This window comes from Streptomyces sp. NPDC002870, from assembly GCF_042888505.1.
Lineage (GTDB): Bacteria > Actinomycetota > Actinomycetes > Streptomycetales > Streptomycetaceae > Streptomyces.
Genome location: NZ_JBIAPW010000001.1, coordinates 402657 through 428548 on the forward strand (window position 1 = coordinate 402657; position 25892 = coordinate 428548).

Sequence of the window (25892 nt, forward strand, 5' to 3'; positions counted from 1 at the left end):
GTGTGTGCTGTGCACAGAGCGAGCGATGCGTGCTGTGCGTAAGCCCAGGGTCACTGATTGGTGTTACCAGGGCGTGACCGAGCGGTCAAACACTGATGAAACCTTTCCGCGGCGCGCCCGGACGCTGACGCGGCCCGTACGCCGCCCCGACCTGCGGGGAGGGTACGAGCCGCGTACAACCCGCCATTACTGGCCAGTAGTCGCCTGTGCCCGATTTCACACGGCTTGGGAGGCGGCGACCACGGCGTCCCGGCGCTCGATCGCCTGCTGGTACAGCCGGCCCGCGCGGTACGAGGAACGGACCAGCGGGCCCGACATCACACCGGAGAAGCCGATCTCCTCGGCCTCCTCCTTCAGCTCCACGAACTCGTGCGGCTTCACCCAGCGCTCGACCGGGTGGTGGCGTACCGAAGGACGCAGATACTGGGTGATCGTGATCAGCTCGCAGCCCGCGTCGTGCAGGTGCTGCAGCGCCTCGCTGACCTCCTCGCGCTCCTCGCCCATGCCCAGGATGAGGTTCGACTTGGTGACCAGGCCCGCCTCGCGGGCGCGCGTGATGACTTCGAGGGAGCGCTCGTAACGGAAAGCGGGGCGGATCCGCTTGAAGATCCGCGGCACGGTCTCGACGTTGTGCGCGAGCACCTCCGGGCGGGACGAGAAGACCTCGGCCAGCTGCTCCGGCACCGCGTTGAAGTCGGGGATGAGGAGCTCGACCTTGGTGCGGCCCGCCTCGCGCTCCGACGTCATCGTGTGGATCTGGCGCACCGTCTCGGCGTACAGCCAGGCGCCGCCGTCCTCCAGGTCGTCGCGCGCGACGCCGGTGATGGTGGCGTAGTTCAGGTCCATGGTGACCACGGACTCGCCGACGCGACGCGGCTCGTCGAGGTCGAGGGCGGCGGGCTTGCCGGTGTCGATCTGGCAGAAGTCGCAGCGCCGGGTGCACTGGTCGCCGCCGATGAGGAAGGTGGCCTCGCGGTCCTCCCAGCATTCGTAGATGTTCGGGCAGCCGGCCTCCTGGCACACGGTGTGCAGGCCCTCGCTCTTCACGAGTTTCTGCATCTGCGTGTACTCGGGGCCCATCTTCGCCCGGGTCTTGATCCACTCGGGCTTGCGCTCGATGGGCGTCTGGCTGTTCCGGACCTCCAGGCGCAGCATCTTGCGTCCGTCGGGTGCGACTGCGGACACGTCCGGCTCCCTACGACTTCGATTCTTCGGCGGACACCAGGGTACGCCCGTTATTTGTGTGGCCCCATGTCTGGGTGTGGCCCTACGTTCGGCCAACCCCGGATCAGGGGGGTGCATTCCCTAGACGGCGGCCTCGATGGGCCTCGGTCGCAGGTCCGCGTTCTCCAGGACGTCCCGCAGGTGCTTCTCGGCGACCGGAAGCACATCGGCGATGGTGATCTCGCGGCCCAGTTCGTACGCCAGCGACGTGACGCCCGCGTCCCGGATGCCGCACGGCACGATCCGGTCGAACCAGGTGTTGTCCGGGTTCACATTCAGCGCGAAGCCGTGCATCGAGACGCCCTTGGCGATACGGATGCCGATCGCCGCGAGCTTGCGGTCCTCGCGGCGCTGGCCCGCGTTGGAGGGGGCGTACTCCGGGCCGTTCAGCCGCGGGTCGAACTCCTCGTCCTGCAGGCGCGGGTCGAAGTCCAGCGAGAGACCGTCGATCGCCGGGCGGTCCTCGACCGGGTCGCCCAGCACCCACACACCACTGCGGCCCTCGACACGGCTGGTCTCCAGGCCGAACTCCGCACAGGTGCGGATCAGTGCGTCCTCGAGCCGGCGCACATGCGCGACGACGTCCACCGGGCGCGGCAGCTTCACGATCGGGTAGCCGACCAGCTGACCGGGGCCGTGCCAGGTGATCTTGCCGCCGCGGTCGACGTCGACGACGGGGGTGCCGTCCAGGGGTCGCTCGCTGTCCTGAGTGCGCCGGCCCGCGGTGTAGACGGGCGGGTGCTCCAGGAGCAGGCAGGTGTCGTCGATCTCGTCGGCGAACCGGGCGGCGTGGACCTCGCGCTGCTTCTGCCACGCCTCTTGGTACTCGACGGCTTCGTTACCGAACCCCAGTTGGACGAACCGCAGCTCACTCACGGCCGAGCCTCCCTAGAACCTTCACCCTGCACAACCTTCACCCTGCACTCATCACGCCCAAGCAACTGTACGGCGGCTCGCGGGAGGCATAGGGGGCAGGTGTTCCCGTCAGCGACTTCCCCAATCCTCACACGATCGGATGAATGTGGGGCGAAGGTGGCGGTCCGGGCGTGAAGGGCCGCTAAATTCGCGCCGTTCCATGAGGGCTGCTCGCGGCCCGGAAGGCAGGAGACCGCACAGCTGATGACGGAACGATCCCCACAGCGCATCCCCAATCGACAGCTCGCGGCGCTGATCGCAGAAGCCGGATTCTCCAACGCAGGTCTTGCCCGCCGAGTGGACCAGCTCGGACTCGAGCACGGGCTGGATCTGCGGTACGACAAAACCTCCGTGACCCGCTGGTTGCGGGGCCAGCAGCCCCGCGGCACCACCCCCGCCCTGATCGCCGAGGTGTTCACCCGCAGGCTCGGCCGCCGGCTGTCGGCGCAGGATCTGGGTCTCGACGCCTGCGCGCCCGTCTACGCCGGTCTGGAGTTCGCGGCCACGCCCGAGGAGGCCGTGGACATCGTCAGCGGGCTCTGGCGCAAGGACTCCGGCAGCCATGCGGAGCTGCGGAAGATCGCGTTCACCCCGGCCGGGCTTGTCGTGCCGAGCAGGGACTGGCTGATCGGACGGGCCGACGAGCGGGTCAGCCGGGGGGAGACCGGGCAGAACGGGACCGCCCGCGTCCCTGTGCAGGGCCGGGCCTCCGTGCCCCGGCAGCGCTCCACCGACCGGGGGCCGGGCCAGAAGGTCTCCAGCGGTGACATCGCCGCCCTGCGATCGGTAGGCGAGCTGTTCCGCACCCTGGACCACGCCTACGGCGGCGGGCACGCCCGGCAGGCGCTGGTCCGCTATCTCGAGCACGAGGCAGAGCCGATGCTCCGCGGCACCTATGGCGAGGTCACCGGGCGGCGGCTGTTCGCCGCCGCTGCCGATCTGACCCGGCTGGCCGGCTGGACGTCGTACGACATCGCCGCCCACGGCCTCGCCCAGCGCTACTTCGTCCAGGCGCTGCGGCTCTCCCAGGCCGCGGGAGATCGTGCGTACGGGTCCTATGTGCTGGTGACCATGAGCCGCCAGGCGGTCTATCTCGGGCACGGTCGGGAGGCGGTGCAGCTGACGCGCGTCGCCCAGCAAGGGGTGGGCTCGTCGGCGCCGCCCGTGGTGCAGGCGCTGCTGCACGCCGTCGAGGCGCGCGGGCACGGCGTGCTCAGCGACGTGCGGGCGTGCACCGCCGCGCTGGTGCGGGCCGAGCGGGCGCTGGAGACGGCGCGGCCCGGGGACGATGTGCCGCACTGGGCGCGGTTCTTCGACGAGGCGCAGCTCGCGGACGAGTTCGGGCACTGCCACCGGGATCTCCAGCAGTACCGGGCGGCGGCGCAGTACGCGGAGCGCTCGCTCCAGCTGCGCGCCCCGGCGTTCGCGCGCAGCAGGGTCTTCTGCCGGGTGGTGCTGGCCTCCGCCCGGCTCGGCCTGGGGGAGCTGGACCAGGCGTGCGCGCTGGGGGCGGAGGCGGCGTTGCAGGCGTCGGAGATGCGGTCGGCGCGGGCGACGGAGTACGTACGGGAATTCGAGCGGCGGCTGGAGCCGTACCGGGACGCGGCGGCGGCGCGGAACTATCGCGACCGGGTGGCAGCGCTGGGCTGAACCCGGGGGCGCCCCCCGGCCCCCCGGACGCCTGGGCCGGCCCCCCTGACCTCGGCGCCTCAATCCGTAACTGGGGCTTCGCCCCAGACCGGTGTCCTCAATCGCCGGACGGGCTGGATTTTCCAGCCCGTCCGGCGATTGAGGACAAAACCTACGCGACCGCCGACAGCGCGGCCTCCCCCTCGTACCCGGCCTGGACGCCGAAGTCCCGCAGGATCGCGTCCGCCGCCCTGCGGCCCGAGAACAGCGCGCCCTGGACCGTACTCGTATCGCGGTGGTCCCCGCAGACGTACAGCCCGGAGAGCAGCCGCACCGGGCGGCGCGGGTCGTGTGGCGGGCGCATCGCCGGGACCGCCTCCGGGTCGTGGTGGACCGCGAGCAGCTCCCAGTCGGCGGTGGGCGTGCCGTACAGCGTGGAGAGATGGGCGCGGACGGCCCGGTCCAGCTGCGGCGGGGGAGTCCCGAGCACCGTCGACGAGATGAGCACGCGGTCGCCCGGCGCGCGCGACGGGTCGACCTCGCTCATCACGGCGGTGTGCGAGACGGGCCCGCTGCGGTCGGCGTCCAGCACCAGGGCAGGGTCGGCGAGCGGGGCCTCGGGCGCGGTGTGGTGCAGCACCGTGACCGGGTGGAAGTCCGGAACGCGCAGCCCCGGCAGCAGCTCGGCGGCCGCGCGGGCGCCGGTGGCGAGCACCAGGGCGCGGCAGCCGAGTTCGCCGTACTCCTCGGTCGTGACGCGGCTGATGGAGGCGTCGGTGACCCGAATCCCCGTGCGTACGGTGCCGGGCGGCAGGGCGGCCGCCAGCTGCCGGGGCAGAGCCGCCGCGCCGCCCTCCGGTACGCACATCCGGCCGCGTGCGTAGCCGCGCAGGGCGAGATCGGCGCACCGGCTCGAGGTGGTCAGCGCCGGGTCGCAGAGCAGTGAGGACAGCAGCGGGCGCAGGAAGCCGTGGACCGTACGGGCCGGCACGCCGCGGGTGCAGAGCGAGTTGGTCGTGGGCCGCTCGGGGCGGGCCAGCAGGCGCTCCACCGGGGTGGCCGCGAGACGGGCGAGGGACGCGCCGAGCCTGGCCTGGTCGAGCGGCCGGGGGGCGCTTGCGAGGGCGCGTGCGACCGTGAATGCTCCCCCTGCGCGCCGGAGGGCGTGGGGGGAGCCCCACCTTGCGCTCCCTGGTTCACCGGACCGCCCCACCACCTCTCCGGTCCGCTGGAGCCGCCCCCCGCTGTGCACGAGGACACCGGGCGAGAAGGGCCGCAGGACGACGTCCGCGAGCCCCTTCGTGCGGCGCAGTTCGGGATATGAGGTGTTGAGCAACTGGCCGATGCGGTCGAGCAGGAATCCGTCGATCTCCTCGGTGGCCATCCGGCCGCCCACCTCGGGGGCGGCCTCCAGAACACTGACCGTGATGCCTGCGCTGATGAGTTGATGAGCTGCCGAGAGACCGGCGATCCCGGCCCCGACGATGACGACGTCCGCATGGTGAGCGGTGCTGCTGAGCACGTGCCCCTCCCCGAGGTCGGCGCGGCTGGTGGGAGGCTCATGCCCCCATCAGGCCCCCGGAATGCCCGAGTTCGGACGAGAGTAGGCAGCGGTGGCCGAACCGCAAGTCGCGCATGCGGTGGAGCACCGGGGCGCGGGGGCGCACACGTCTTCCCGGGGCGCCGTCCCGGACCAGGCGGCCCGGGCGGCGGACTACCCCAGGCCCGGCGGCCCGGGCGGGGCGGATTGCCCCGGACCCGGCGGTCTGGGCGGCGGGCTCCCCAGGGCTCGGCGCGGAGGCCCCGGCGCGGAAGCCTGGTGGCCCGGGCGGCGGGGCTACCCAGGCCCGCCCCGGCCGGCGGGCTACCGCAGGACCGCGCGGATCGCCTCGTCGATCCCGGGGAACGCGAACGTGAAGTCCGACTCCAGCAGCCGGCTCGGCACCACCCGCTGGCTGCTCAGGACGTCCCCGGCCAGCTCGCCGAGTACGGCGCGCAGCACCGGCGCGGGAACCGCGAAGAACGCGGGACGCCGCAGCGCCCGGCCCATCGCCTCTGTGACCTCGCGGTTGGTGACCGGGTGGGGCGCCGTGAGGTTCACAGGACCGGACAGCGACTCCGTGTCCAGGATGTGCCGCAGCGCCGCCACTTCGTCGTGCAGCGAGATGTAGCTCCAGTACTGCCGGCCGTTGCCGAGCTGCCCGCCGACGCCCGCCTTGAACACCGGGAACATCCGGCCCCACGCCCCGCCCTTGCGCGCCACCACAAGCCCCGTGCGGGCGAAGGCGGTCCGGATGCCCGCCTCCTCGGCGGCGGCCGCCGCCTCCTCCCACTCCACGACCATCTTTGGCAGAAAGCCGTCGCCGGGCGGCGCGCTCTCGTCCACCGCACGGTCCCCGGTGTCGCCGTAGAAGCCGATCGCGCTCCCGCTGATCAGCACCCGGGGCGGTACGTCCAGGGAGGCGACCGCCTCCGCGATCGCGGCCGTGCCCAGCACGCGGCTGTCCCGGATCTCCTTGCGGTACGCGTCGTTCCAGCGGCGCGCGCCGATGCCCGCCCCGGCGAGATGCACGACGCCCTCGCAGCCGGCCAGGCCGCCCACGTCGACGTACTGCCGGTGCGGGTCCCACTCCACCTCGTCCCCGGCCCGCGCGGGGCGGCGCACCAGGCGCACCACCTCGTGCCCGTCCGAGCGCAGCGAGCGCACAAGTGCCGTACCGATGAGTCCGGTGGAGCCGGTGACCGCGATCCGCATGGGCTCATCCTGCCCCCGTTCGGCCGCATGGCACAGTGACCTTCATGTCCGAGTCGCACATACGCCCCGCACTGCGCGCCGACGAGGCAGCCCTCGGCGAGCTCGACCGGGACACCTGGTCGCCGCTGCACGCGGTACAGCCGAGGCCGAAGCCGCCGTACGGCAGTTTCTTCGACGCGAACCACCCGCCCGAGCACTTCCTCGTCGCCGCGGACGCCGACGGCAGGGTCATCGGCTACATCCGGCTCGTCCCGCCCACGCCGCTGGCCTGCAACCAGCATGTGCAGCAGATCCAGGGCCTCGCCGTGGCCGACCGGGCGCGCGGGCGGGGCATCGGGCGGGCGCTGCTGCGAGCCGCGTTCGACGAGGCGCGGCGGCAGGGCGCGGTGCGCATCACGCTGCGGGTGCTCGGCCACAACAAACCGGCCCGTGCGCTGTACGAGTCGGAGGGCTTCGCTGTCGAGGGCGTGCTGCCGGGGGAGTTCTACCTGGAGGGGCAGTACGTCGACGACGTGATGATGGGCCGCAGCCTCACCGCGTGAGCGACGTCGTGACCAACGGCCCCCAGCCGGGCGGGAGTTCTCACGGGTTGCCGAAGCGTTCCCAGAGCCGGGGGAAACGTTGCGCCAGCGCCTCGTCGTCGTCGAAGTCGAACGGCGTCCCGGCCGGCTCGGCCGTCTGTGGCGCGATCCCGAGATCAGGCGCGACGACCCCGGTGAGCTGCTCGTACGTCTCGTCCGCCGCGTATCCCAGCTCCTCGCCGTCCCCGTCGATGTCCTCGTCGAACTCATCGAGCAGCTCGGCCAGCGCGTCCGGCTCGTGCAGCGCGCCCTCGAAGATCTCCCGGCCCTGCCCGATCAGCCAGCAGCGGAAGTAGTCGAATGCGTCGTCGCTCGCGCCGCCGAGCAGCACGGCGGCCGCGCCCCACAGATCCCACGTGTACGCGCGGTTGTAGCGGGCCTCGAAGTGCCGCGCGAAGTCCAGCACGGAGTCGGGGTCGAGCTGCAGCAGTCGCTCGACCAGCAATTCGGCATGGTCCTCGGGGTCGCCCTCGGCGGCCTCGCGGGTGCTGTCGATGATCTCCCAGAACTCCGTCTCGTCCATCACGGGACAAGCATCGTGGTTGGCGGGGGGCGGCGCACGCGGAGCCGCCGAAATGCTGACTCTTTCGAATGGCGGACAGGAGATGTCGGGTATACGTGCGACTGTCGGCGCATGACGACGGACACACCGACGGGCACACCGACTGGCACACCACTGACAGGGAAAGTCGCACTGGTCGCGGGGGCCACCCGGGGCGCGGGCCGCGCCATCGCCGTACAGCTGGGCGCGGCCGGCGCGGCGGTGTATGTGACGGGACGCACCACTCGCGAGCACGTCAGCGAGGTCGGCCGGGCGACGGAGACCATCGAGGAGACGGCGGAGCTGGTGACGGCGGCGGGCGGCGAAGGCATCGCCGTACCGGCCGACCATCTGGAGCCCGAGCAGGTAAGGGCGGTCGTCGAGCGGATCGACCGCGACCACGGCCGGCTCGACATCCTGGTCAACGACGTCTGGGGCGGCAACCACCTGCTCGACTTCGACACGAGGATGTGGGACGTCGAGCTGAGCCGCGGGCTGCGCATGATCGAGCTCGGGGTCAAGAGCCACATCATCACCAGCAGCATCGCGCTGCCCCTGCTCGTACGGCGGCCCGGCGGCCTGGTCGTCGAGGTCACCGACGGCACGGCCGAGACCAACAAGAGCTTCCGCGAGAACTTCTACTACGACCTCGCCAAGAACGGCCCGATCCGGATGGCCTTCATCCTGGGCGAGGAGCTGAAGAGCGTCGGCGGTACGGCGGTGTCCGTCACCCCGGGCTTTCTGCGCTCCGAGGAGATGCTCGACATCTTCGGCGTCACCGAGGAGACCTGGCGCGAGGCGGTCGACAAGCAGGCGCACTGGGCGCTGTCCGAGTCGCCGGTCTATGTCGGCCGGGGGGTCGCGGCGCTCGCCGCGGACCCGGAGCGGGCCCGCTGGAACGGGCAGTCTCTCTCCAGCGGGCAGCTGGCGAAGGTGTACGGCGTCACGGACGCGGACGGCAGCAGGCCGGACGTCTGGACGTACATGGCGGAGGAGGCGGCGGGCGCGGACCCGGCCATGGCCGACTACCGGTAGGGCCGCGGCCGACGGTAGGAGCGGCAGGGCCGCTACTGATACAGCCGCGCCGCCAGCTGCGCGGCCTCGGCGAAACGGGCGCGCAGATCCGGCGGCGCCAGCAGCTCCACATGGGGGCCCAGGCCGAAGAGCTGGCCGAACGCGACCTCGTGGGATTCGACGGGCAGGGTGAGCGTCACCCGGCCCTGCCCGTCCGGGGGTTCGGCCGCGGCCAGCGCCTCTCGGGCCGCCGCCCGGTCCGTGACGTACGGCAGCCGCCGCGCGCCTTCCTCGGTGACCCGGACCAGCACTTCGGCGCGGAGTATGGAGCGCGCGAACTGGGCCGCGCGCTCCTCCCAGAAGCCGGGCAGGTCGAACTCCTCGTCCCGTACGAAGAGTTCCCCGTCCGTGTCCACCGCCGTGAACCGGTCGATCCGGTACACCCGGAAAGCCGCGTCCGCGCGGGCGCACAGGTACCAGACACCCGCCTTGAGTACGAGTCCGTACGGCTCCAACTCCCGCTCGACCTCGGTGTCCTGGCGTCGGTAGCGGGCCCTGAGACGGCGGTCGTCCCATACCGCCTCCGCCACGGCCGGGAGCAACTCGGGCGTCTTCGGCTCCTGGTACCAGCCGGGGGCGTCGAGGTGGAAACGCTGGGCCGCGCTGTGGGAGGCGTCCTTCAGCGAGGGCAGCAGCGCCGCGGACACCTTCAGGCGTGCCGCGGACGCCGCGTCCTCGAGGCCCATCTCCCGCAATGCGCCCGGGAGCCCGGACAGGAAGAGGGCCTCGGCCTCGCTGCGCCCGAGCCCGGTCAGCCGGGTCCGGTAGCCGCCGACGAGCCGGTACCCGCCGGCCCGCCCGCGGTCGGCGTAGACCGGGACGCCCGCCTCGGACAGCGCGAGGGCGTCCCGGGTGATGGTCCGCTCCGACACGTCGAGCTCGCGTGCCAGCTCGGCCCCGGTCATGGAGGGCCTTGCCTGGAGGAGCAGCACCATCTTGATCAGCCTGGCAGCGCGCATGTCCCCATGATGGCCGAGGCCGGGACGAGACCGGAATGATGGCCGAGGCCGGGGAGGAGACCGGGGGCCGGGACGAGACCGGCGGTCAGGATGACCACGGGGGTCAGGATGACGACGGGGGTCAGGCGAGCGGCTCCTGGAGTTCGGTCACCCACTTGTCCTTGTCCGGCGGGCACTCGAGGTAGATCTCCCGGGCGTAGCCGACCGAGCTGTGACCGCCCGCGTCGATCCAGCGGGCCAGGTTCTGGGCCGTGGGCACGATCGCGTCCATCGGCCCGCGGTGCACGATCGTCGCGGCCCGCTCGACGGCCGGTAGATCGGCGACCTCGAAGTCCGGGCCGGGCTCCTGGCCGGCAGCGACCGTGCACCCGGCGTGCACCAGGATCGCGCCTTCACCCTCCGGCGCGTCCTCGTAGTACGCGATACCGGGCCCCGTCGGAGTCACCCCGGCCGCCTTCAGCCGCCGGAACAGCTCGTCGTACAGCGGGCTGATGACCGGGCCGATGTGCTCGGGGGCGTAACTGGCGGCCACTGCGGTCAGTTCGGCGACCCGTACCGCCGGTGTGCTCTTGATCATGACGTCCTGGGTGGGCATGTGGCCCTCGCTCTCGATCGACCGGAGCCTCGCCTCGACCTGGGACAGCCTCGCGGCCGCCGCGGCCATCGCGTCTTCCAGTTCCGCCTGCCGCAGCTTGAGCATCCCGCGCAGCTCCTCCGTACTCACCCGCTCCTCGAGGATCTCCTGCACCTGCTGGAGCGTGAAGCCGAGATCCTTGAGGGCGACGATGCGGTTGAGCTGGGCGAGCTGGGCCGCGGTGTAGTAGCGGTACCCGCTGTACGGGTCGGTGTGGGCGGGGCGCAGCAGCCCGATCGCGTCGTAGTGACGCAGCATGCGGGCTGACACACGGCCGTGCCTGGCGAAGTCTCCGATGGTGAACATGACGTCTCCCAGTGCACGGCTTCACACGGTGTCAAGGTCAAGCATCACCTACGACGGGAACCCCCAGCGGGGGTTCCCGTCGTACAGGTCCGGGTCCAGGCCCGGGTCCGGGGCCGGTCAGAGACCGTAGCGCTCGCGCGCCTCCTTCACGGCCGAGGCCGGGACCTCGCCGCGTCGGGCCAGCTGGGCCAGCGCCGCGACCGTGATCGACTGGGCGTCGACGCCGAAGTGGCGACGGGCCGCCTCACGCGTGTCGGAGAGACCGAAGCCGTCCGTGCCGAGCGAGGAGTAGTCCTGCTCGACCCACTGGCTGATCTGGTCCGGGACCTGGCGCATCCAGTCGGACACCGCCAGGACCGGGCCCGGCGCGCCTTCCAGCGCCTGGGTGACGTACGGCGTGCGCTGCTCGCCGTGGAGCAGGGCCTCGTCGGCCTCCAGCGCGTCGCGGCGCAGTTCGCCCCAGGACGTCGCGGACCATACGTCGGCCGCAACTCCCCAGTCGGCGCTGAGCAGTTCCTGTGCCTCGAGGGCCCAGTGGATCGCCGTGCCGGAGGCGAGGAGCTGGAGCCGCGGCGCGTCCGCGGAGGAGGCCACGCCCTCCTTGAAGCGGTACAGGCCGCGCAGGATGCCCTCCTCGACGCCCTCCGGCATCGCGGGCTGCAGCTTCGGCTCGTTGTAAACCGTCAGGTAGTAGAAGACGTTCTCCGCATCCGCGCCGTACATCCGGCGCAGACCGTCCTTGACGATGACGGCGATCTCGTACCCGAAGGCCGGGTCGTAGTTGAGCGACGCCGGGTTCGTGGACGCGATCAGGTGCGAGTGGCCGTCCGCGTGCTGCAGGCCCTCGCCCGTCAGCGTCGTACGGCCGGCCGTCGCGCCGACGATGAAGCCCTTGCCGAGCTGGTCGGCCAGCTGCCACATCTGGTCGGCGGTGCGCTGCCAGCCGAACATCGAGTAGAAGATGTAGAACGGGATCATCGGCTCGCCGTGCGTGGCGTACGACGTGGACGCGGCGATGAAGTCCGCCATGGCCCCGGCCTCGGTGATCCCCTCGTTGAGGATCTGGCCGTCCTTGGCCTCCTTGTAGTACATCAACTGGTCGCGGTCGACCGGCTCGTACGTCTGGCCCAGCGGGGAGTAGATGCCGGCCGACGGGAAGAGCGACTCCATGCCGAAGGTGCGGGCCTCGTCCGGCACGATCGGGACCCAGCGCTTGCCGGTCTCCTTGTCCCGCATCAGGTCCTTCACCAGGCGTACGAAGGCCATGGTGGTGGCCATCTCCTGCTTGCCGGAGCCCTTTTCGAGCGCCTTGAAGCCGCGCGCGTCCGGCTCGGGCAGCGTCACCGCGTGCACCCGGCGGGCCGGGGCGGGGCCGCCGAGGGCGGCGCGGCGCTCGGTGAGGTAGCGGACCTCGGGGGAGTCGGCGCCGGGGTGGCCGTAGGGCACCAGGCCGTCGGCGAAGGCGCTGTCCGCGATCGGGAGTTCGAGCAGGTCCCGCATGCCCTTGAACTCGTCGATCGTCAGCTTCTTCATCTGGTGGTTGGCGTTCTTCGACTCGAAGCCCTCGCCGAGGGTGTAGCCCTTCACCGTCTGCGCGAGGATCACGGTCGGCGCGCCCTTGTGCTCGACGGCCGCCTTGTACGCCGCGTACACCTTGCGGGCCTCGTGGCCGCCGCGGGAGGTGAAGAAGCACTCGGCGATCTTCGCGTCGCTGATCAGCTTCGACAGCTCGACGAGCGCGGGCTCGGCACCGAAGAAGTGCTCGCGGATGTACGCGACGTCCCGGGTCGCGTACGTCTGGAACTGCGCGTCCGGCACCTCGCGCAGGCGGCGCACCAGCGCGCCCGTCGCGTCCAGCTGGAACAGCTCGTCCCAGGCGGAGCCCCAGAGCGACTTGACGACATTCCAGCCGGCGCCGCGGAACTGCGCCTCCAGCTCCTGCACGATCTTGAAGTTGGCGCGGACCGGGCCGTCGAGGCGCTGCAGATTGCAGTTGATGACGAAGGTCAGGTTGTCGAGCCGCTCACGCGACGCGAGGGCGAGGGCGGCGGTCGACTCGGGCTCGTCCATCTCGCCGTCGCCGAGGAAGGCCCAGACGTGCGAGTTCGACGTGTCCTTGATGCTCCGGTTCTCCAGGTAGCGGTTGAAGCGCGCCTGGTAGATCGCGGAGAGCGGGCCGAGGCCCATGGAGACGGTGGGGAACTCCCACAGCCAGGGCAGACGCCGCGGGTGCGGGTAGGAGGGGAGGCCGCCGCCGCCCGCTTCCTGCCGGAAGTTGTCGAGGTGCGCCTCGGTGAGGCGTCCGTCGAGGAAGGCGCGGGCGTAGATGCCTGGGGACGCGTGGCCCTGAATGTAGAGCTGGTCGCCGCTGCCGTCGCCCTCCTTGCCGCGGAAGAAGTGGTTGAAGCCGGTCTCGTAGAGCCAGGCCGCGGAGGCGAAGGTGGCGATATGGCCGCCGACGCCGAAGCGGGAGCCGCGGGTGACCATCGCGGCCGCGTTCCAGCGGTTCCACGCGGTGATGCGGGCCTCCAGCGCCTCGTCGCCGTCGAAGGCGGGCTCGGCGGCGGTGGGGATGCTGTTGATGTAGTCCGTCTCCAGCAGCCGGGGCACGGGGACCCCGGCGGTCTCGGCGTGCTGGAGGGTACGGCGCATCAGGTACGCGGCGCGGTGCGGGCCGGCGTGCCGGGTGACGGCGTCGAGGGACGCCGCCCACTCGGCGGTTTCCTCGGCGTCGCGGTCCGGGAGCTGGTCGAGCTCGCTCGGAAGCTTGCCTACGGGGTCGGTCATGGTCGCCGCCTTCCGGACAGGAGGGGGGTGGAGAAAGGGGGCCTTGTCTGGCAGGACAGGGCGAGGGGTTGGTGAACCCCAGGTCGACTGTAAGTCTCTGATCGATGATCGATCAAAGCCTGGGGCGAAATTGGCATGCGGTGCCGCGAAATGGGGCACTCGGTGCCGGGGAAATTGGGTGCTTTTCGGGCGGGGGAGGGGTGCGCTGGTCACCCGGGGCTGCCGGGTGACCCGGTGTGTCCGTCCTCAAACGCCGGACGGGCTCCAAACGCGCCCGGAGTCTCGGGGTGCCAGCCGAGTCCGCCCGGCGACGGGCCGGGTGACCGGCGGCTCGGGGCGTCAATGCCAGCCCCGTACGACCACGCCGCCCCGTTACGCCCGCGGCGCGCACCCCAGCACGTGCGCCTTCACCAGCGCCCCGATCTCCGGGTCGCGCCGGCGAAACGCCTCGACCAGTTCCTCGTGCTCCTCCGCGTACGACTTCTGCACCGTCCCCAGCCACCGGATCGACAGCGCCGTGAACACCTCGATCCCCAGCCCCTCCCACGTGTGCAGCAGCACGCCGTTCCCCGCCGCCCGCACCAGTTCCCGGTGGAATCCGACCGTGTGCCGCACCTGCGCGGCCGAGTCGCCCGCCCTGTCCGCCGCGTACAGCGCCGCCACATGCGGCTCCAGCGCGGAACAGTCCTCCGCCAGCCGCCCGGCCGCCAGCTCGGCCGCGATCTGCTCGAGGCCGGCCCGGACGGGGTAGCTCTCCTCCAGGTCCGCGGCCGTGAGACTCCGTACGCGTACACCCTTGTTGGGCGCCGAATCGATCAGCCGCAGACTCTCCAGCTCCCGCAGCGCCTCGCGCACCGGCGTCTGGGACACCTGGAGCTCCGTCGCGATCCGCCGCTCGACGATCCGCTCGCCGGGCTTCCAGCGGCCGCTGACGATCCCCTCCACGATGTGCTCGCGGATCTGTTCGCGCAGCGAGTGGATGACGGGCGGGGTCATGAGGGCTCCTGGGGAGGGCAGCGCGGACCCTGTCATTATTGCCGCCGCTCGTCGGCGGCGAGATCGCGCAGTAGTTCCACGCACTGATCGACCCCCCCTGGACACCGAGATCCTGGAAGATCCACATCGCCGGATGGCACTGGCAGCGGCCTTCGGCGAACCGGCCCTGGAAGCCGTAGGTCCGCGCGATGCCGTACAAAGCCTGGGCCTGCGCCATCCGGTCGTCCGTGGAACTCGCCAGTCAAGGGCCCGGTTGTAGCGGAACGCCGGCTCGTATCTGCGCTGCCCGCGGTGCGCATGGCCGATGCACGTGAGGGCGTACGCCTGCGCGCTGACGTTCCCGATCTCCGCGGCCAGCGTCACGGCCTCATTGAAGTAGGGGAGGCCGTGACCGTCCCGGAACTCGTAGCGATACGTGTCGCCGATGCCGGTCAGCGCGTAGACCTGGGCCACCAAGTCGCCGGTGGTGCGGGCGAGTTCGAGCGCCCGCTCGTAGTGGGTGCGGGCATCCGCGTACCTCTGCTCGACGCTGTAGGCGAGCGCGATGCCGTTCAGCGACTCCGACGTGGCGGTGAGGTCGCCGTCGGCGAGTTCGAGGGCCTGCCGGTAGTGGGCGCGGGCATTGGGCACAGCATCGCCGCGCCGTATGTGCGATGGCAGCTCGAGCGCAACCGGGCCGAACTCGGCCGGCACCGCCTCGACACCGTGTTCCTCCACAACCCCGAACGCACCACCCGACCCGACCAGCTCTACGACCAGCTGCGCGCCGCGTTCGCGGTCCTCGAGGAAGCGGCCGCCGCCGGCCACCTCACCACGTACGGCATCGCGACCTGATCCGGCTTCACCGAGCACCTCATCACGGTCCCGGACATCGACCTGCCGTGAAGTGTGTTCAGGTATATACGCTTTGCGGAGTACGGGCAGGTGGGCTCGAGCGGGCAGTCCAGGCAGTTGTCGGCCGCCTCCGCCGGCGCGGTGGCAGGCTCCACGTGCAGGGCGTCCTGCGTGGCGATGATCACCGCGTCGGCCAACTTCGGCTGCGCGGCAAGTTCCCGCCAGTCGTCAAACACTACTCAGGCGGAATTGTATGCTCGATGGCTGCCTGCTGCCGCATTTGTGGGCGGGGGTCTGTGACCGCGATCCGCAACCTGCACCTGCTTCAAAGGAGGCCTGAGGACCGGACCATCAGGGCGTCAGCGGAGTCTGGCGACGTCCCTGGTCACGGGGCCGACGGCGGATGTGGGTGACCTGCGCCTGCATAGGGTCTGCAGGGGTGATGGGTTGCCCGAACAGACGGGTGATCTAAAGTCCCTACCCAACACCCCCGCGTACACCAGGGAGCCCCTCACATGACCGTGCAGGAGGTGTCTACCGCGAGATGAAACAGGCCCTGGGCCTGGCCCACTTCGAGGGCCGCACCTGGAGGGGCTGGCACCACACGTCACCCTCGTCTCCGTCGCGCACGCCTTCTGCACCCTCCAGAGACTGACTCGATCCCCAAAAGGAACGGCGTCGGCCTGACCCTCTACCGGGTTACCCGCGAACTGCAGTTACTCCTCGCGGTCTGGACCGGCGCCTGCCTCACCTGTCACCGCAACACACCAGACCCCATACCAACCTGACCAAGCCCTACTAGTTGTGTTGGAGAAGGGCGAAACGCAGTTCAGTCACTGCCACGGTGTCCACCATGCGGCTCAGCTTGTGCCGGGCGCGTGTTGCGTATGCCCGCGGCATAGTGATGTCGGCGACAGCTTGTGCCGAGCCAGTGGCCACGTACGCCAGTGCCAGCACTGGCGTGCTGCTGAGAGTTGAGGCGATCCGGCCCAGCGCCCCTGGGGTGTCCTTGAGGGATACGACCAGCGTGCACGCGTCGGCGTGGGACGCTGCCTTGTGCTCATCCAGCGGTGCGGCGGAAGGCCGAGCCGCATGCCGAGCCCGGAGCAATCCGTAGTTGAGCGCGTCCTGCAGAGCCTCGTAGGAGGCGGCGATGACGTTCTCGCCGACACCGACGGTCGACCACTCGTCATTGCCGTCGCTGGTGGTGATGAGGACCCGGGTGATGGACTCGGTGCCGTGTCGGCTCTCCAGGATGCGGACCTTGTAGTCCAGGAGCTCAAATCGGGATACCTCAGGGTACGTCGGCTGCACGGCCCGGTGCAGCGCGCAGTACAGAGCGTCGACCGGGCCGTTGCCGTCGGCGGTGGAGGTGCTTGCCTTGCCGTCGATGCGAACCCGTACTGTGGCTTCGGCTGAAGCTGGAGTCCTTGCCGCCCATCCCTCCGTGATGACCCGCCAGGACTCCGTACGGAAGTAGCGGCGCGGGCGGCCCTCGGCCTCCTCGCGCAGCAGCAGCTCGAAGGAGGCGTCGGCGGCCTCGTACGTGTAGCCCTGGAGCTCGCGCTCCTTGACCCGCTCGACGACGCGGCCGATCAGCGCGCGGTCGCCGCCGAGGTCGATACCGAGCTCCTTGCCTTTGAGCTCGATGGAGGCGCGGCCGGCCATGTCGGAGACGAGCATCCGCATGGTGTTGCCGACCAGTTCGGGGTCGATGTGCTGGTAGAGGTCCGGGTCGACCTTGATGGCCGAGGCGTGCAGTCCGGCCTTGTGGGCGAAGGCGGATACACCCACGTAGGGCTGGTGGGTGGAGGGGGTGAGGTTGACGACCTCGGCGATCGCGTGCGAGATCCGGGTCATGTCGGCCAGCGCGCCCTCGGGGAGCACCTTCTTGCCGTACTTGAGCTCCAGGGCGGCCACGACCGGGAAGAGGTTGGCGTTGCCGACCCGCTCGCCGTAGCCGTTGGCGGTGCACTGGACGTGGGTGGCGCCCGCGTCGACCGCGGCCAGGGTGTTGGCGACGGCGCAGCCGGTGTCGTCCTGGGCGTGGATGCCCAGCCGGGCGCCGGTGTCGGCGATGACGGCGGCGACCACGGCCTGGACCTGGGCCGGGAGCATGCCGCCGTTGGTGTCGCAGAGGATCACGACGTCGGCGCCCGCCTCATACGCCTCAGCGACCACGGCTTTCGCGTAGTCGGGGTTGGCCATGTAGCCGTCGAAGAAATGCTCGCAGTCGACGAAGACCCGGCGGCCCCGGGAACGCAGGTGGGAGACGGTGTCGCGGACCATCTCCAGGTTCTCGTCCAGGGTGGTGCGCAGGGCGAGCTCGACGTGCCGGTCGTGGGACTTGGCCACCAGCGTGATCACCGGGGCGCCGGAGTCGAGCAGCGCCTTGACCTGCGGGTCGTCGGCCGCGTTGCCGTCGGCCCTGCGGGTCGCGCCGAATGCGACGAGCTGCGCGTTCTTGAAGGAGATCTCCTGCCGTGCACGGGCGAAGAACTCCGTGTCACGCGGGTTGGCACCGGGCCAGCCGCCCTCGATGAAGCCCACTCCGAACTCGTCGAGGTGCCGCGCGATCGCCAGCTTGTCGGCGACGGTGAGGTTGATGCCTTCACGCTGCGCCCCGTCGCGCAGCGTCGTGTCGAAGACATGAAAGCTGTCGTTTGCCATGAGGTTGTTCCTGTCCAGGTCTGCCAGGCTGGGTAAGCCGTTGCGTCAGGGTTGCTGAGGAGAAACAAAAAGACCCCTCGCGGAACGCGAGAGGTCTGCGTGCGGGCGGTGGGCCGCCTGGGAGGGATCGCCCCCAGGTCACCTCGGTGCCGGCACGCGGGCGCTAATAATGAGACGCCGCTGCATGCCGGGGATTGTCACACGATGTGGTCACAGTGGAAAGGCTGTCTCACTTACCGGACAGCCGACAGGGATGTCGGCGGCGCGGGCTTCCCGGAACTGCGTCGCGACGGTGACACGGAAATGGACGGACCCGTTCTTCTGGAAAGCCGACCCAAGCGGTCCCGAGAGCGTCGAAGGGCCTCCCAGCCAAGGCCGCGGGCCGCGGCCGTAGGTCCCGGCGGTCCTCCCACTGCAGGGGCGGTGACGGCGGCGTGCCGTGCTGCCGTCGTGGACGCCTCGCGGGGCCCAGTGGATCAGCCAACTGAGGCATGGATCTTGCTCCATCGTGAGCTGCGTCGGGCGCTGCGCTGGACCGCACATGTCGGGCCGGTGAGGCGGAGGCGGCGCTACGCCTCCTGCAGCCACCGTGGCACCTGTCAAGATTTTCTGTCCAAGCTTGACAATTTTCCTACTCTGACAGTATCTGTTGATGCGGCAGTTTCAAGTGCTGCTGGTAGAGCAGCCGGGCGGTGGTTGTGCACTCCTCGAACCGGAATGTTGCCGCTCCTCTGCGACGTACATGTCGTGCCTGCTACTTCCTTTCGGCCGGTTGAGTATCGCCCGCGCTGGAGTCAAAGAGCGGGGACGGACAGGCTGGCGGCCTTCGTCGGCCGGAGACCTTCAGACGATCCCCGCCAGGCCCGCGCGCTGCGGCATCGTTCTCAACCTTCTCTATTTGTGAGCTCGCTAGGGCAACCGAAACCACAGAGACAAGTCCGCGGACCGCATCCCGCCGCACATGGATTCTGCCCGCCGCCACCAGCTCCTGCGGCAAAGCCCGCCGTCAGGTGTCAGGCCAGCTGAAGGAGTGGAAGCTCTCCCATGTGGCAGACGACCTCGTGCTGATCGTCTCTGAACTCGTGGGAAACGCAATCGTTCACGGTGCAGGACCGGTCCGCGTGGCCCTGCGCCTGCGATCACGAGACGACATCACGCACATCCGCCTGGAGGTGGGGGACCGCGGGCTCGGTTGGGACGGCGCCCGGCCTGCGGAGGAATCGGACGAAGAGCAGACCTGCGGCCGTGGCCTGTGGCTGATCGAAGCTCTGTCTGCGCGGTGGGGAAGCCTTCGGCATACACGTGGTCAGACGGTCTGGGCCGAGGTCGCGGATGGTTGAGGAGGGGAGTGTTCGGGCCCCGCCGCATGCAGCGGCGGGGCCCGAGTGCGTTTCCCGTGCCTTCGGTCAGGCCGCCCCGAGTTGCTGCCTGTTCCTCGCCGGCAGCGCCAGGCTGAGCACCAGCGCTACCGCGCCGACGGCCGCGCAGATGTAGAAGCTGGTCTCGAACGCGGCCCATGTCGGGACCGGCGTATTGGGGATCAGATCGGACGCCAGAATGCCGGCACCCACCTGACCGCCCAGGGTTCCCCCTACGTTGCGTAGGACGAACGCGGTACTCGAGATGCTTCCCGTCTGCTCCGGAGGAACGGAGCAGACGACGATGTTCATCGACTGGGTGAGCGCTAGGCCGATACCGATGCCCGCCACACCGCTGGAGATGTAGAAGACCGCCTTGAAGTCGGTTGCGAAGACCAGGATGAGACACGAACTGGCGATCAGCGCCGTGCCCACCGCCATGACGCTCCGCGCACCCAGCCACTCTTCGGCCTTCCCGGCCAGGGGAGCGCTTATTGTGCCGAGGACGCCGAGGGGCATGAGCAGCAGACCGACGGTCAGTGTCGTCGCGTCGAGCCCGTAACCCGTGCTGGAGGGGAGCCGGGCGAGCATCGGCAGCTGGACGAAGATGGCGAAGGTGCCGAAGCCGACGACGAATGAGATGACGCAGGTGAGCATCACGGCGCGGTTGTGAACCAGGCGAAGGTCCACCAGCGGGTGCTCCACGCGCAGTTCGACGATAACGAACACGGCGAGCAGGACCACGCCTGCCCCGATGAGCCCGAGCGCACGGAAGGACAGCCAGCCATGACTGGGAGCGAAGGTCAGCCCCAGCAATATGGACACCAGCGTAAGCGCCAGAAGTGCTCCTCCGGCCCAGTCGACCTTGCCGCTCGTTTTCGACGGAAGAGACGGCACCAGGGCCATGGCCGCCACCAGCATGGCCAGTAGGGCAAAGAGCGGGATCCAGTACAGCCAGGTGTAGGGCAGTCGCTCAATGAGCCAGCCGGAGAACAGCAGTCCCAGGGAGGAGCCGAGTCCGGACAGCCCGATGATCAAGCCGTTGGCTGTCTTGAGTCGTTCCGCCGGCTGGGTGTCACGCAGAACCGCGAATGCGAGGGGTGCAAGCCCGAGGCCCACACCCTGCAAGGCCTGTCCGACCGCGAGCATCCAGACCGAGGACGCGGTGGCCGCGAGGGCGACGCCGGCACAGAGGACGAACAGCGTGCCGATCAGCACGCGCCTCTTGTCCGTGACATCAACGAGCCGACCGACGATGGGCGTGGTGACGGCGCCAGCGAGCAGAAGCCCGGTGAAGACCCACACGATCTCCTCGGTGGACGCGCCGACTGCCTTCTGCAGCGCGGGCAGTGCTGGGACAAGCATCGCTTCGAGTACTGAGTAGGCGAAGATCGCCGTACTGAGTATCAGCGTGATTGCGATGCTGTTCCGGGCTTGCGGCGGGGACGCAGTGTTCATGTCAAACCTCCTCGGGCAGGGCCAGGCCCAGCCAAGAGATTGGGGAGTGTCGCAACATGGAGCGGACTTCCTGTGAGGGCGACGGGGATCACGGGAAGAGACCTGCGGCAATCGTTGTCCCGCATGTGCTCATCCGGCACGAAGCGGTGCGAGCATGCGCCGGCCAGAAGGGCAGGACAGGGCGGCCGACGCATGCTCGGTCCTAGGGGGCCCAAGGGGCCTGCGCGGCGGTGATGCCGGCGAATAGGGAGTTGTCACGAGAGTGCTGGGAGCGCAGCGGACGGCCAGGGCATCTCGCATGGATCTGTTTGCCAGGCTCGCTACTTGCGTAGTTGCGTCGGTGGTACGCCGAACCGATCACGGCCAGCACACGACGCTACGTTTGAGGCAGCCCCAGGAGGGAGGGGTGAATGAGGAGTGCAACGCCATCCGGTCGGTACCGTCCGCTGCCCCCAAGGGCCTTACCGGGCGGTGGCCTTGGAGACGACCTCAGGGAGCAGTTTCAGGGTCCCGTGTACTTCCTCCAGGAGCGTTCGTGATTTCGGGTTGGCCCGCCAGCGCGACAGAGCCAGGTGATTGGCTGCCGCTACCACTGCGACCAGAAGCTCTGCCTCATGTGCCCGCTCCGGGCCTACGTCCGGCCGTGCGATGACGGCCTCCGCAACGGCCCTCTGCTCGCGGGAGCTGTACAGAAGAGCCCTCGCACGGACGGAGTCCACTTCTTCCATCAGACCGAACACGGCAAGGAGTTCGTCCTCGGTATGCTCCTGGAGGGCCTCTTCGATGGACGCGGTCATCGCCTGGCCGATGGCTTCCAGCAGTGGCCGTTCGGAGCCGAGCTGCATGTGCCTCGCCAGAGCCTGATCGAGGTCGAGCCCGACCGCCAGGGCGAGGTCTTCCTTGGTCGCAAAGTAGCGCCGGATGGTGCGAGACGACATCCCGATCTGGTCAGCGATCTGTTCCATCGTGACGTTCTCAAACCCTTCCTGATCGAAGAGCCTGAGAGCGGTCGAGATCATACTGGCCCGGCGGCTGGCCTTCTGGCGTGCCCGAAGAGAGCCCGTGCCGGCCGAGATGGGCAGAGACGTGTTTACCATGCCGACGCCTTTCATTCGTACGCTGGGCCAGCAATCTCAGGATGGTGTCCACCGGAGAAAAATGTCAACGGTGGCCAGATTTGCTCGTTGGAGAGCAGTCCCCGCCGCATCCAGCCGCCCCCGTGCCGCCCCGACCTGCGGCTCAGCCTGACGCCGGAGCGGTTAGGTGGGCCGCACGAGCGCACCTGCGGCTGCCGTGGAAGCGTTACAGTAATAATGCTGTTATGCTTCCGTGAAGTGAACCTCACGCAAGCCGAGGGGACTCACATGACGGGACGAAGGGCCGAGTCGCGGCGCCGCAACCGGGAAGCCTTGATCGCTGCCGCAGAGCAGCTGTTCATGAGCAAGGGCTACAAGGACGTCAGTGTCCAGGCGATCGCCCAGGCCGCCGACCTGACCAGTGGAGCCATCTACTCGATCTTCGGGTCCAAGCTGGATCTGCTGTTCGCGGTGCTCGATCACACGCTCGACGGGCCCGACGCTGCACTGGCGACGCTGGACGACGACCAGACGATGACTGCAGTCGACATACTCAAGATGTATGCCAAGGAGCATCACCGCATCGTCGCGTCCTTGGACGGACTTAGGGCGCTCCGGCTTGAGGTTGACGTCATGTCCGTTCTTCTTCGCAGCGAGGAGCCGTTGGAGCGTCTTCGCTGGGGGATACGCCGGAACGAGCTGCTGGGTTCCGTTCTGACGTCCAGGGCCGTCGCTGCCGACGATGAGCACCGGCTCACAGGTGAGGAGGCCGAACGGCTCGCCTGTGCGGCCTCCGCGATGCTCCGCGGGCTGGCTTTGCAGCAGGTTCTTACCGGGAGCGGGTTCACGGCGGGTCAATGGGGCGAGCTCGCGAGTGCGCTGACTGCCGCTGTCGGCAGGTTGTGACATAGCAGGCGCCGACTGCTGATGGGGCGCCGGCCGCGGTGATCCATCCCGGCCGGTCGACAGCCTGGGGCTGCCCGGGCGTAGCCCGGATTCGGCGCTAGCCGGCATGGGCGCAGGTGCAGAGGTTCGGCCATCTCCAGCGCCATCCATGCGCGAGCGGCGCTGCCGCCCCTGCGTAGGCCCCCCTGCCTGTGCCGGTGAACGGGGTTACTCCGTAGCTCCGACCCGTCCGCGATCCATGGCGCCCTGTCCCGAGGCGCCGCGAAGAGCGGGTCGGATGAATTGACGACACGCACCCGCTAATCCATAGTGACATTACGGCAATAGTGACGTTACCGTTTCTTCTCCGGGCTGTAGCGCTGAAGAGGACCGGCGGCGGGTGAAGAGGGAGGCGCGTCGTCCCCCTTGCTGCTGCGGCCTCCATGGCTCCTGCCCGGCCCGGCTGGCGGAGAGGAAGGGGCTCGCGGCGGAACGACGTAGCCAGTGCGTTGTCCGCGCATGTTGGCCGGACCTGACGGCCCGCAACCGCCAAAGGCCAGGCGTCTACTTCGGACGCCGTCGATACAGGGAAACATCGAAAGATCAAGGTGGAAATCGTAGTGGACTACGGGTACGTGCCCACTCAGATCGACCGGTTTCTCACGGTCGATGAGTTGAATGCCGCTATTGAGGAGCTTGTCCGGGACTTCCCCGAGCAGTGCCGACTGCGGCGGGTCGGTTCGTCGCGCCAGGGGGAGCCTCTCACCCTGCTGTCGGTGGGGCACGGCCAGGAGCAGGTGCTGGTGGTGGGCGGCCCGCACCCCAACGAGCCGATCGGACTGCTCACGGTGGTACACCTGGCCAAGCTGGTCGCCGAGAACGAGGAAGCGCGCGGGCGCTATACGTGGAACTTTATTCCCTGTCTCGACCCCGACGCCACGCGCCTGAACGAGGGCTGGTTCGCCGGTCCCTACACCATCCGCCACTACCACGAGCGGTTCTACCGCCCTGCACTTGCCGAGCAACCGGAGTGGACTTTCCCGGTATTGGAAGACGGTGCCTACTTCGACAGGATGCTCCCGGAGACGCAGGCTCTCGCCCGTGTCGTCGACGAACTGAAACCCCGGCTGTCGTACTCCCTGCACAACGCGGACTTCGGCGGCGTCTTCTACATCCTCAACCGCAACCTGCCTGGCGCCGCCGAGGCCCTGGGGAAGGTCAGCGCCAAGCGAGGCGTCGAGCTGTCCCTCGGCCCCATGGACACTCTGGGCTGGCCCGAGGCGGGAACCGCGGTCTACCTCATGCCTGAGGCGAAGGCGCTGGCCGCCGCTGCTGCTCGAGCAGACGGAACAGCCGCCTTTGGCTCCTCCAGCTCGCACTACGCCGAACGACACGGCGCCACGACGCTGGTCGCTGAGGCGCCCCTGTGGCGCGACCCCCGAGCGAACGACATCAGCCCCAGCGGCCGGTCCTACCCCGCTGTCCTCGTAGAAGGCGCCCGCAACGCCCAGGAAACCGTCGAGAAACTCGCGAGCATCGCGAATCCGGTGAAGCCCCACCTCACGATCAACACCCCCCTGCGCCGCGCCCTGGACGGGTCCCTCGAGCAGACCGAAGGGCTCGCACCGGCCTATCAGGCGATGGCGTCGGTGTTCGCCGGCCGGGACGCCACCGTGGCTGAGGAGTTCACCGTTCGCTGCACCACCCACATGATGCGACTGAGGGCCGCCGGCCTGATTCGGCGGCAGCTCGACGCCGAGCTGCGCGCGGGCAACCAGCGGACCGCTCTGCGCGTAGCCAGCCACGAAGCCGACGCACTCTTCGACAGCTGGTGCGCCGAAGCCGAGGCGTACCTGGTCGCTGAGACCTATCCGCTGGGCGACCTGGTCGCTGTGCAGGTCGAGGCGGCGCTGGCGGTAGCGAGGCTGCTTGACGCCGAAGCCGAGTAACGGGCGCGGCACTACAGCCCCCAGCGGATGGATCCCGGCCGCCACCCGTGTGGCACCCCAGTGCACCCCTTTGGCCACGCAGACGATCCACGCCGCCGGGCATGGCCGAGGCACTGCGCCGCAAGGGCGAGGACGCCGTCGTCATGGCGTTCAGCGGCGACGGCGGGACCAGCGAGGGCGACTTCCACGAAGCCCTCAACGACGCCGCCGTGCTGAACCCAGCGGCCCCCGCGGCGTGGTCATGCGCCGAGACGTTGGTAGTGGGGCGCGGGCATCCTCGAAGCGGATGTGCGAATTCAGCCAGGCGCGTGCCTCGTCGGCCGAGGCGAAAGCCGGGCCGTCGGCGGTGGGCGCGCTGGGGGCCGGAGCACCGGTGAGCACGGACAGCGCGTCTGCCAGCGAGCCGAGCAGATGTCCGTACAGACTCCGGCGTACGTCCGTCCCGCTCAGCGCGGGATCCTTCTCGGCCACCACCTGCGCGTAGTGCCGGAACAGTCCGTGAAAACCGAAGCGCCACCGCGTGGCCAGCAGGACGTGACGCTGCTGGAGCCGCCCGAGCCGCAGCGCGGTCGCCGCCGGGATCGACATCATCACCGCCACCGCGTCCCCGGCGAAGTCGGGCCCGGGGTGCAACGCGCAATGGCGCAGGGTGAGCTGAAGCTCGCGCGGCAGCCGGTGGTACGACGCCAGGAACGCGGCCCTGACCGGGCCGTCCGCCTCGGGGAAGTCCCGTAGCGGATCGGGGGCTTCCATCGCGGCCAGCAGATCCGCCACCGCGGTGTGTCGCAGTGCCCAGCCCATCGGGCGCAGGGCCACCGGCAGCCTGCCGCAGCGGTCCGCCAGCCGCGCCAACCCGGCCTCCGGCAGGGCGCTTTGGTCCGTGTCACCGGCGATAAGCCGCAGCAGGGCGACCGCGTCCCGCTCCGGCAGCAGCCCCGCTCCGAGCGAACGGCCGGCCAGGATGTGCTGATTGCGGCTGGAGACCAGGATGGGACAGGCGGCGTGCGGGCCGGGCAGCAGTGGACGGATCTGCTCGGCGTCATAGGCGTTGTCCAGCAGCAGGAGTACGCGCCGCGTGGACAGCCAGGCGCGCCGCGCCTCCTCGCGAGCATCGCGGTCGGCCTGGATGTCCGTACGCCCGACCTGCCGAAGCAGGCTCTCCAGGACCTCGCCGGGGTCCCGGGCCTCCGGTGCCTGACGACCGTCTTCCGGCTCCGAACCCGGACGGAAGAGGGGGGACGGAAGGGATGACCCGCACATG

Annotated in this window: 19 protein-coding genes and 3 pseudogenes; 9 read left to right on the forward strand and 13 right to left on the reverse strand. The window is 69.7% G+C overall.

Annotated elements, in window-relative coordinates:
- Nucleotides 1-216: 216 nt before the first annotated feature.
- Both lipA and lipB read right to left on the reverse strand, forming a co-directional pair.
- Nucleotides 217-1185 (reverse strand): lipoyl synthase, encoded by a 969-nt coding sequence (gene lipA, locus ACFYWY_RS01825; RefSeq protein ID WP_389178051.1) that lies wholly within the window; start codon nt 1183-1185, stop codon nt 217-219.
- Nucleotides 1186-1305: 120 nt separating this feature from the next.
- Complete coding sequence (gene lipB, locus ACFYWY_RS01830) at nt 1306-2100, reverse strand: lipoyl(octanoyl) transferase LipB (protein ID WP_389178054.1); 795 nt, start codon at nt 2098-2100, stop codon at nt 1306-1308.
- Between the two features lie 243 nt (nt 2101-2343).
- Here lipB and ACFYWY_RS01835 point away from each other — a divergent pair, with 243 nt between their 5' ends.
- Entirely contained in the window at nt 2344-3789 is a 1446-nt protein-coding gene (locus tag ACFYWY_RS01835) for a regulator (RefSeq protein WP_389178057.1), read from the forward strand.
- Nucleotides 3790-3940: 151 nt separating this feature from the next.
- Here ACFYWY_RS01835 and ACFYWY_RS01840 read toward each other — a convergent pair whose 3' ends face one another.
- Together ACFYWY_RS01840 and ACFYWY_RS01845 are read right to left on the reverse strand one after the other, a co-directional pair.
- On the reverse strand, nt 3941-5290 hold the full coding sequence (locus ACFYWY_RS01840) for an FAD-dependent oxidoreductase (protein ID WP_389178059.1): 1350 nt from the start codon (nt 5288-5290) through the stop codon (nt 3941-3943).
- A gap of 342 nt (nt 5291-5632) precedes the next feature.
- On the reverse strand, nt 5633-6523 hold the full coding sequence (locus tag ACFYWY_RS01845) for a TIGR01777 family oxidoreductase (RefSeq protein WP_389178062.1): 891 nt from the start codon (nt 6521-6523) through the stop codon (nt 5633-5635).
- A 44-nt stretch (nt 6524-6567) separates the two neighbouring features.
- Here ACFYWY_RS01845 and ACFYWY_RS01850 point away from each other — a divergent pair, with 44 nt between their 5' ends.
- Nucleotides 6568-7065, forward strand: a complete 498-nt coding sequence (locus ACFYWY_RS01850; RefSeq protein ID WP_389178065.1) for a GNAT family N-acetyltransferase — start codon at nt 6568-6570, stop codon at nt 7063-7065.
- 40 nt (nt 7066-7105) lie between these two features.
- On the opposite strand, the gene ACFYWY_RS01855 is transcribed toward ACFYWY_RS01850, so the two are convergent.
- The gene (locus ACFYWY_RS01855; RefSeq protein WP_389178407.1) at nt 7106-7627 is read right to left on the reverse strand and encodes a DUF4240 domain-containing protein; all 522 of its coding nucleotides are present in this window, start codon (nt 7625-7627) and stop codon (nt 7106-7108) included.
- A 111-nt stretch (nt 7628-7738) separates the two neighbouring features.
- Here ACFYWY_RS01855 and ACFYWY_RS01860 point away from each other — a divergent pair, with 111 nt between their 5' ends.
- Nucleotides 7739-8680, forward strand: coding sequence for an SDR family oxidoreductase (locus ACFYWY_RS01860; protein ID WP_389178068.1), 942 nt, complete (start codon nt 7739-7741; stop codon nt 8678-8680).
- Nucleotides 8681-8712: 32 nt separating this feature from the next.
- Here ACFYWY_RS01860 and ACFYWY_RS01865 read toward each other — a convergent pair whose 3' ends face one another.
- From ACFYWY_RS01865 to ACFYWY_RS01880, 4 genes are all read right to left on the reverse strand, one after another.
- Nucleotides 8713-9678, reverse strand: coding sequence for a helix-turn-helix transcriptional regulator (locus tag ACFYWY_RS01865; protein ID WP_389178071.1), 966 nt, complete (start codon nt 9676-9678; stop codon nt 8713-8715).
- A 121-nt stretch (nt 9679-9799) separates the two neighbouring features.
- Nucleotides 9800-10618, reverse strand: coding sequence for a MerR family transcriptional regulator (locus tag ACFYWY_RS01870; RefSeq protein ID WP_389178074.1), 819 nt, complete (start codon nt 10616-10618; stop codon nt 9800-9802).
- Between the two features lie 117 nt (nt 10619-10735).
- A complete protein-coding gene (aceE, locus tag ACFYWY_RS01875; protein ID WP_389178077.1) occupies nt 10736-13405 on the reverse strand; it encodes a pyruvate dehydrogenase (acetyl-transferring), homodimeric type in 2670 nt (889 codons plus the stop codon).
- Nucleotides 13406-13777: 372 nt separating this feature from the next.
- A complete protein-coding gene (locus tag ACFYWY_RS01880) occupies nt 13778-14401 on the reverse strand; it encodes a GntR family transcriptional regulator (RefSeq protein ID WP_389178079.1) in 624 nt (207 codons plus the stop codon).
- Nucleotides 14402-14698: 297 nt separating this feature from the next.
- Between ACFYWY_RS01880 and ACFYWY_RS01885 the strand changes: the two genes are divergently transcribed.
- Together ACFYWY_RS01885 and ACFYWY_RS01890 are read left to right on the forward strand one after the other, a co-directional pair.
- The gene (locus ACFYWY_RS01885) at nt 14699-15235 is read left to right on the forward strand and encodes a hypothetical protein (protein WP_389178082.1); all 537 of its coding nucleotides are present in this window, start codon (nt 14699-14701) and stop codon (nt 15233-15235) included.
- A 535-nt stretch (nt 15236-15770) separates the two neighbouring features.
- A pseudogene (locus ACFYWY_RS01890) lies at nt 15771-15922 on the forward strand (IS701 family transposase); the annotation flags it as partial.
- A gap of 411 nt (nt 15923-16333) precedes the next feature.
- Here ACFYWY_RS01890 and cimA read toward each other — a convergent pair.
- Nucleotides 16334-17905: pseudogene (gene cimA, locus ACFYWY_RS01895) on the reverse strand (citramalate synthase); the annotation flags it as partial.
- A 968-nt stretch (nt 17906-18873) separates the two neighbouring features.
- Between cimA and ACFYWY_RS01900 the strand changes: the two are divergent.
- Nucleotides 18874-19245, forward strand: a complete 372-nt coding sequence (locus ACFYWY_RS01900; RefSeq protein ID WP_389178409.1) for an ATP-binding protein — start codon at nt 18874-18876, stop codon at nt 19243-19245.
- A 66-nt stretch (nt 19246-19311) separates the two neighbouring features.
- Here ACFYWY_RS01900 and ACFYWY_RS01905 read toward each other — a convergent pair whose 3' ends face one another.
- Nucleotides 19312-20721: an MFS transporter gene (locus ACFYWY_RS01905; RefSeq protein WP_389178084.1), complete on the reverse strand. Its 1410-nt coding sequence runs from the start codon at nt 20719-20721 to the stop codon at nt 19312-19314.
- A 461-nt stretch (nt 20722-21182) separates the two neighbouring features.
- Nucleotides 21183-21818 (reverse strand): TetR/AcrR family transcriptional regulator, encoded by a 636-nt coding sequence (locus tag ACFYWY_RS01910; RefSeq protein ID WP_389178087.1) that lies wholly within the window; start codon nt 21816-21818, stop codon nt 21183-21185.
- Between the two features lie 267 nt (nt 21819-22085).
- Between ACFYWY_RS01910 and ACFYWY_RS01915 the strand changes: the two genes are divergently transcribed.
- From ACFYWY_RS01915 to ACFYWY_RS01925, 3 genes and pseudogenes are all read left to right on the forward strand, one after another.
- Nucleotides 22086-22703, forward strand: coding sequence for a TetR/AcrR family transcriptional regulator (locus ACFYWY_RS01915; protein WP_389178090.1), 618 nt, complete (start codon nt 22086-22088; stop codon nt 22701-22703).
- A gap of 599 nt (nt 22704-23302) precedes the next feature.
- The gene (locus ACFYWY_RS01920; protein WP_389178093.1) at nt 23303-24631 is read left to right on the forward strand and encodes a M14 family zinc carboxypeptidase; all 1329 of its coding nucleotides are present in this window, start codon (nt 23303-23305) and stop codon (nt 24629-24631) included.
- A gap of 40 nt (nt 24632-24671) precedes the next feature.
- A pseudogene (locus ACFYWY_RS01925) lies at nt 24672-24843 on the forward strand (thiamine pyrophosphate-dependent enzyme); the annotation flags it as partial.
- Here the strand turns inward: ACFYWY_RS01925 and ACFYWY_RS01930 are convergent.
- Entirely contained in the window at nt 24827-25891 is a 1065-nt protein-coding gene (locus ACFYWY_RS01930) for a hypothetical protein (protein ID WP_389178096.1), read from the reverse strand. The pseudogene ACFYWY_RS01925 and the gene ACFYWY_RS01930 sit on opposite strands and share 17 nt — an antisense overlap.
- Between the last annotated feature and the right edge of the window lies 1 nt (nt 25892).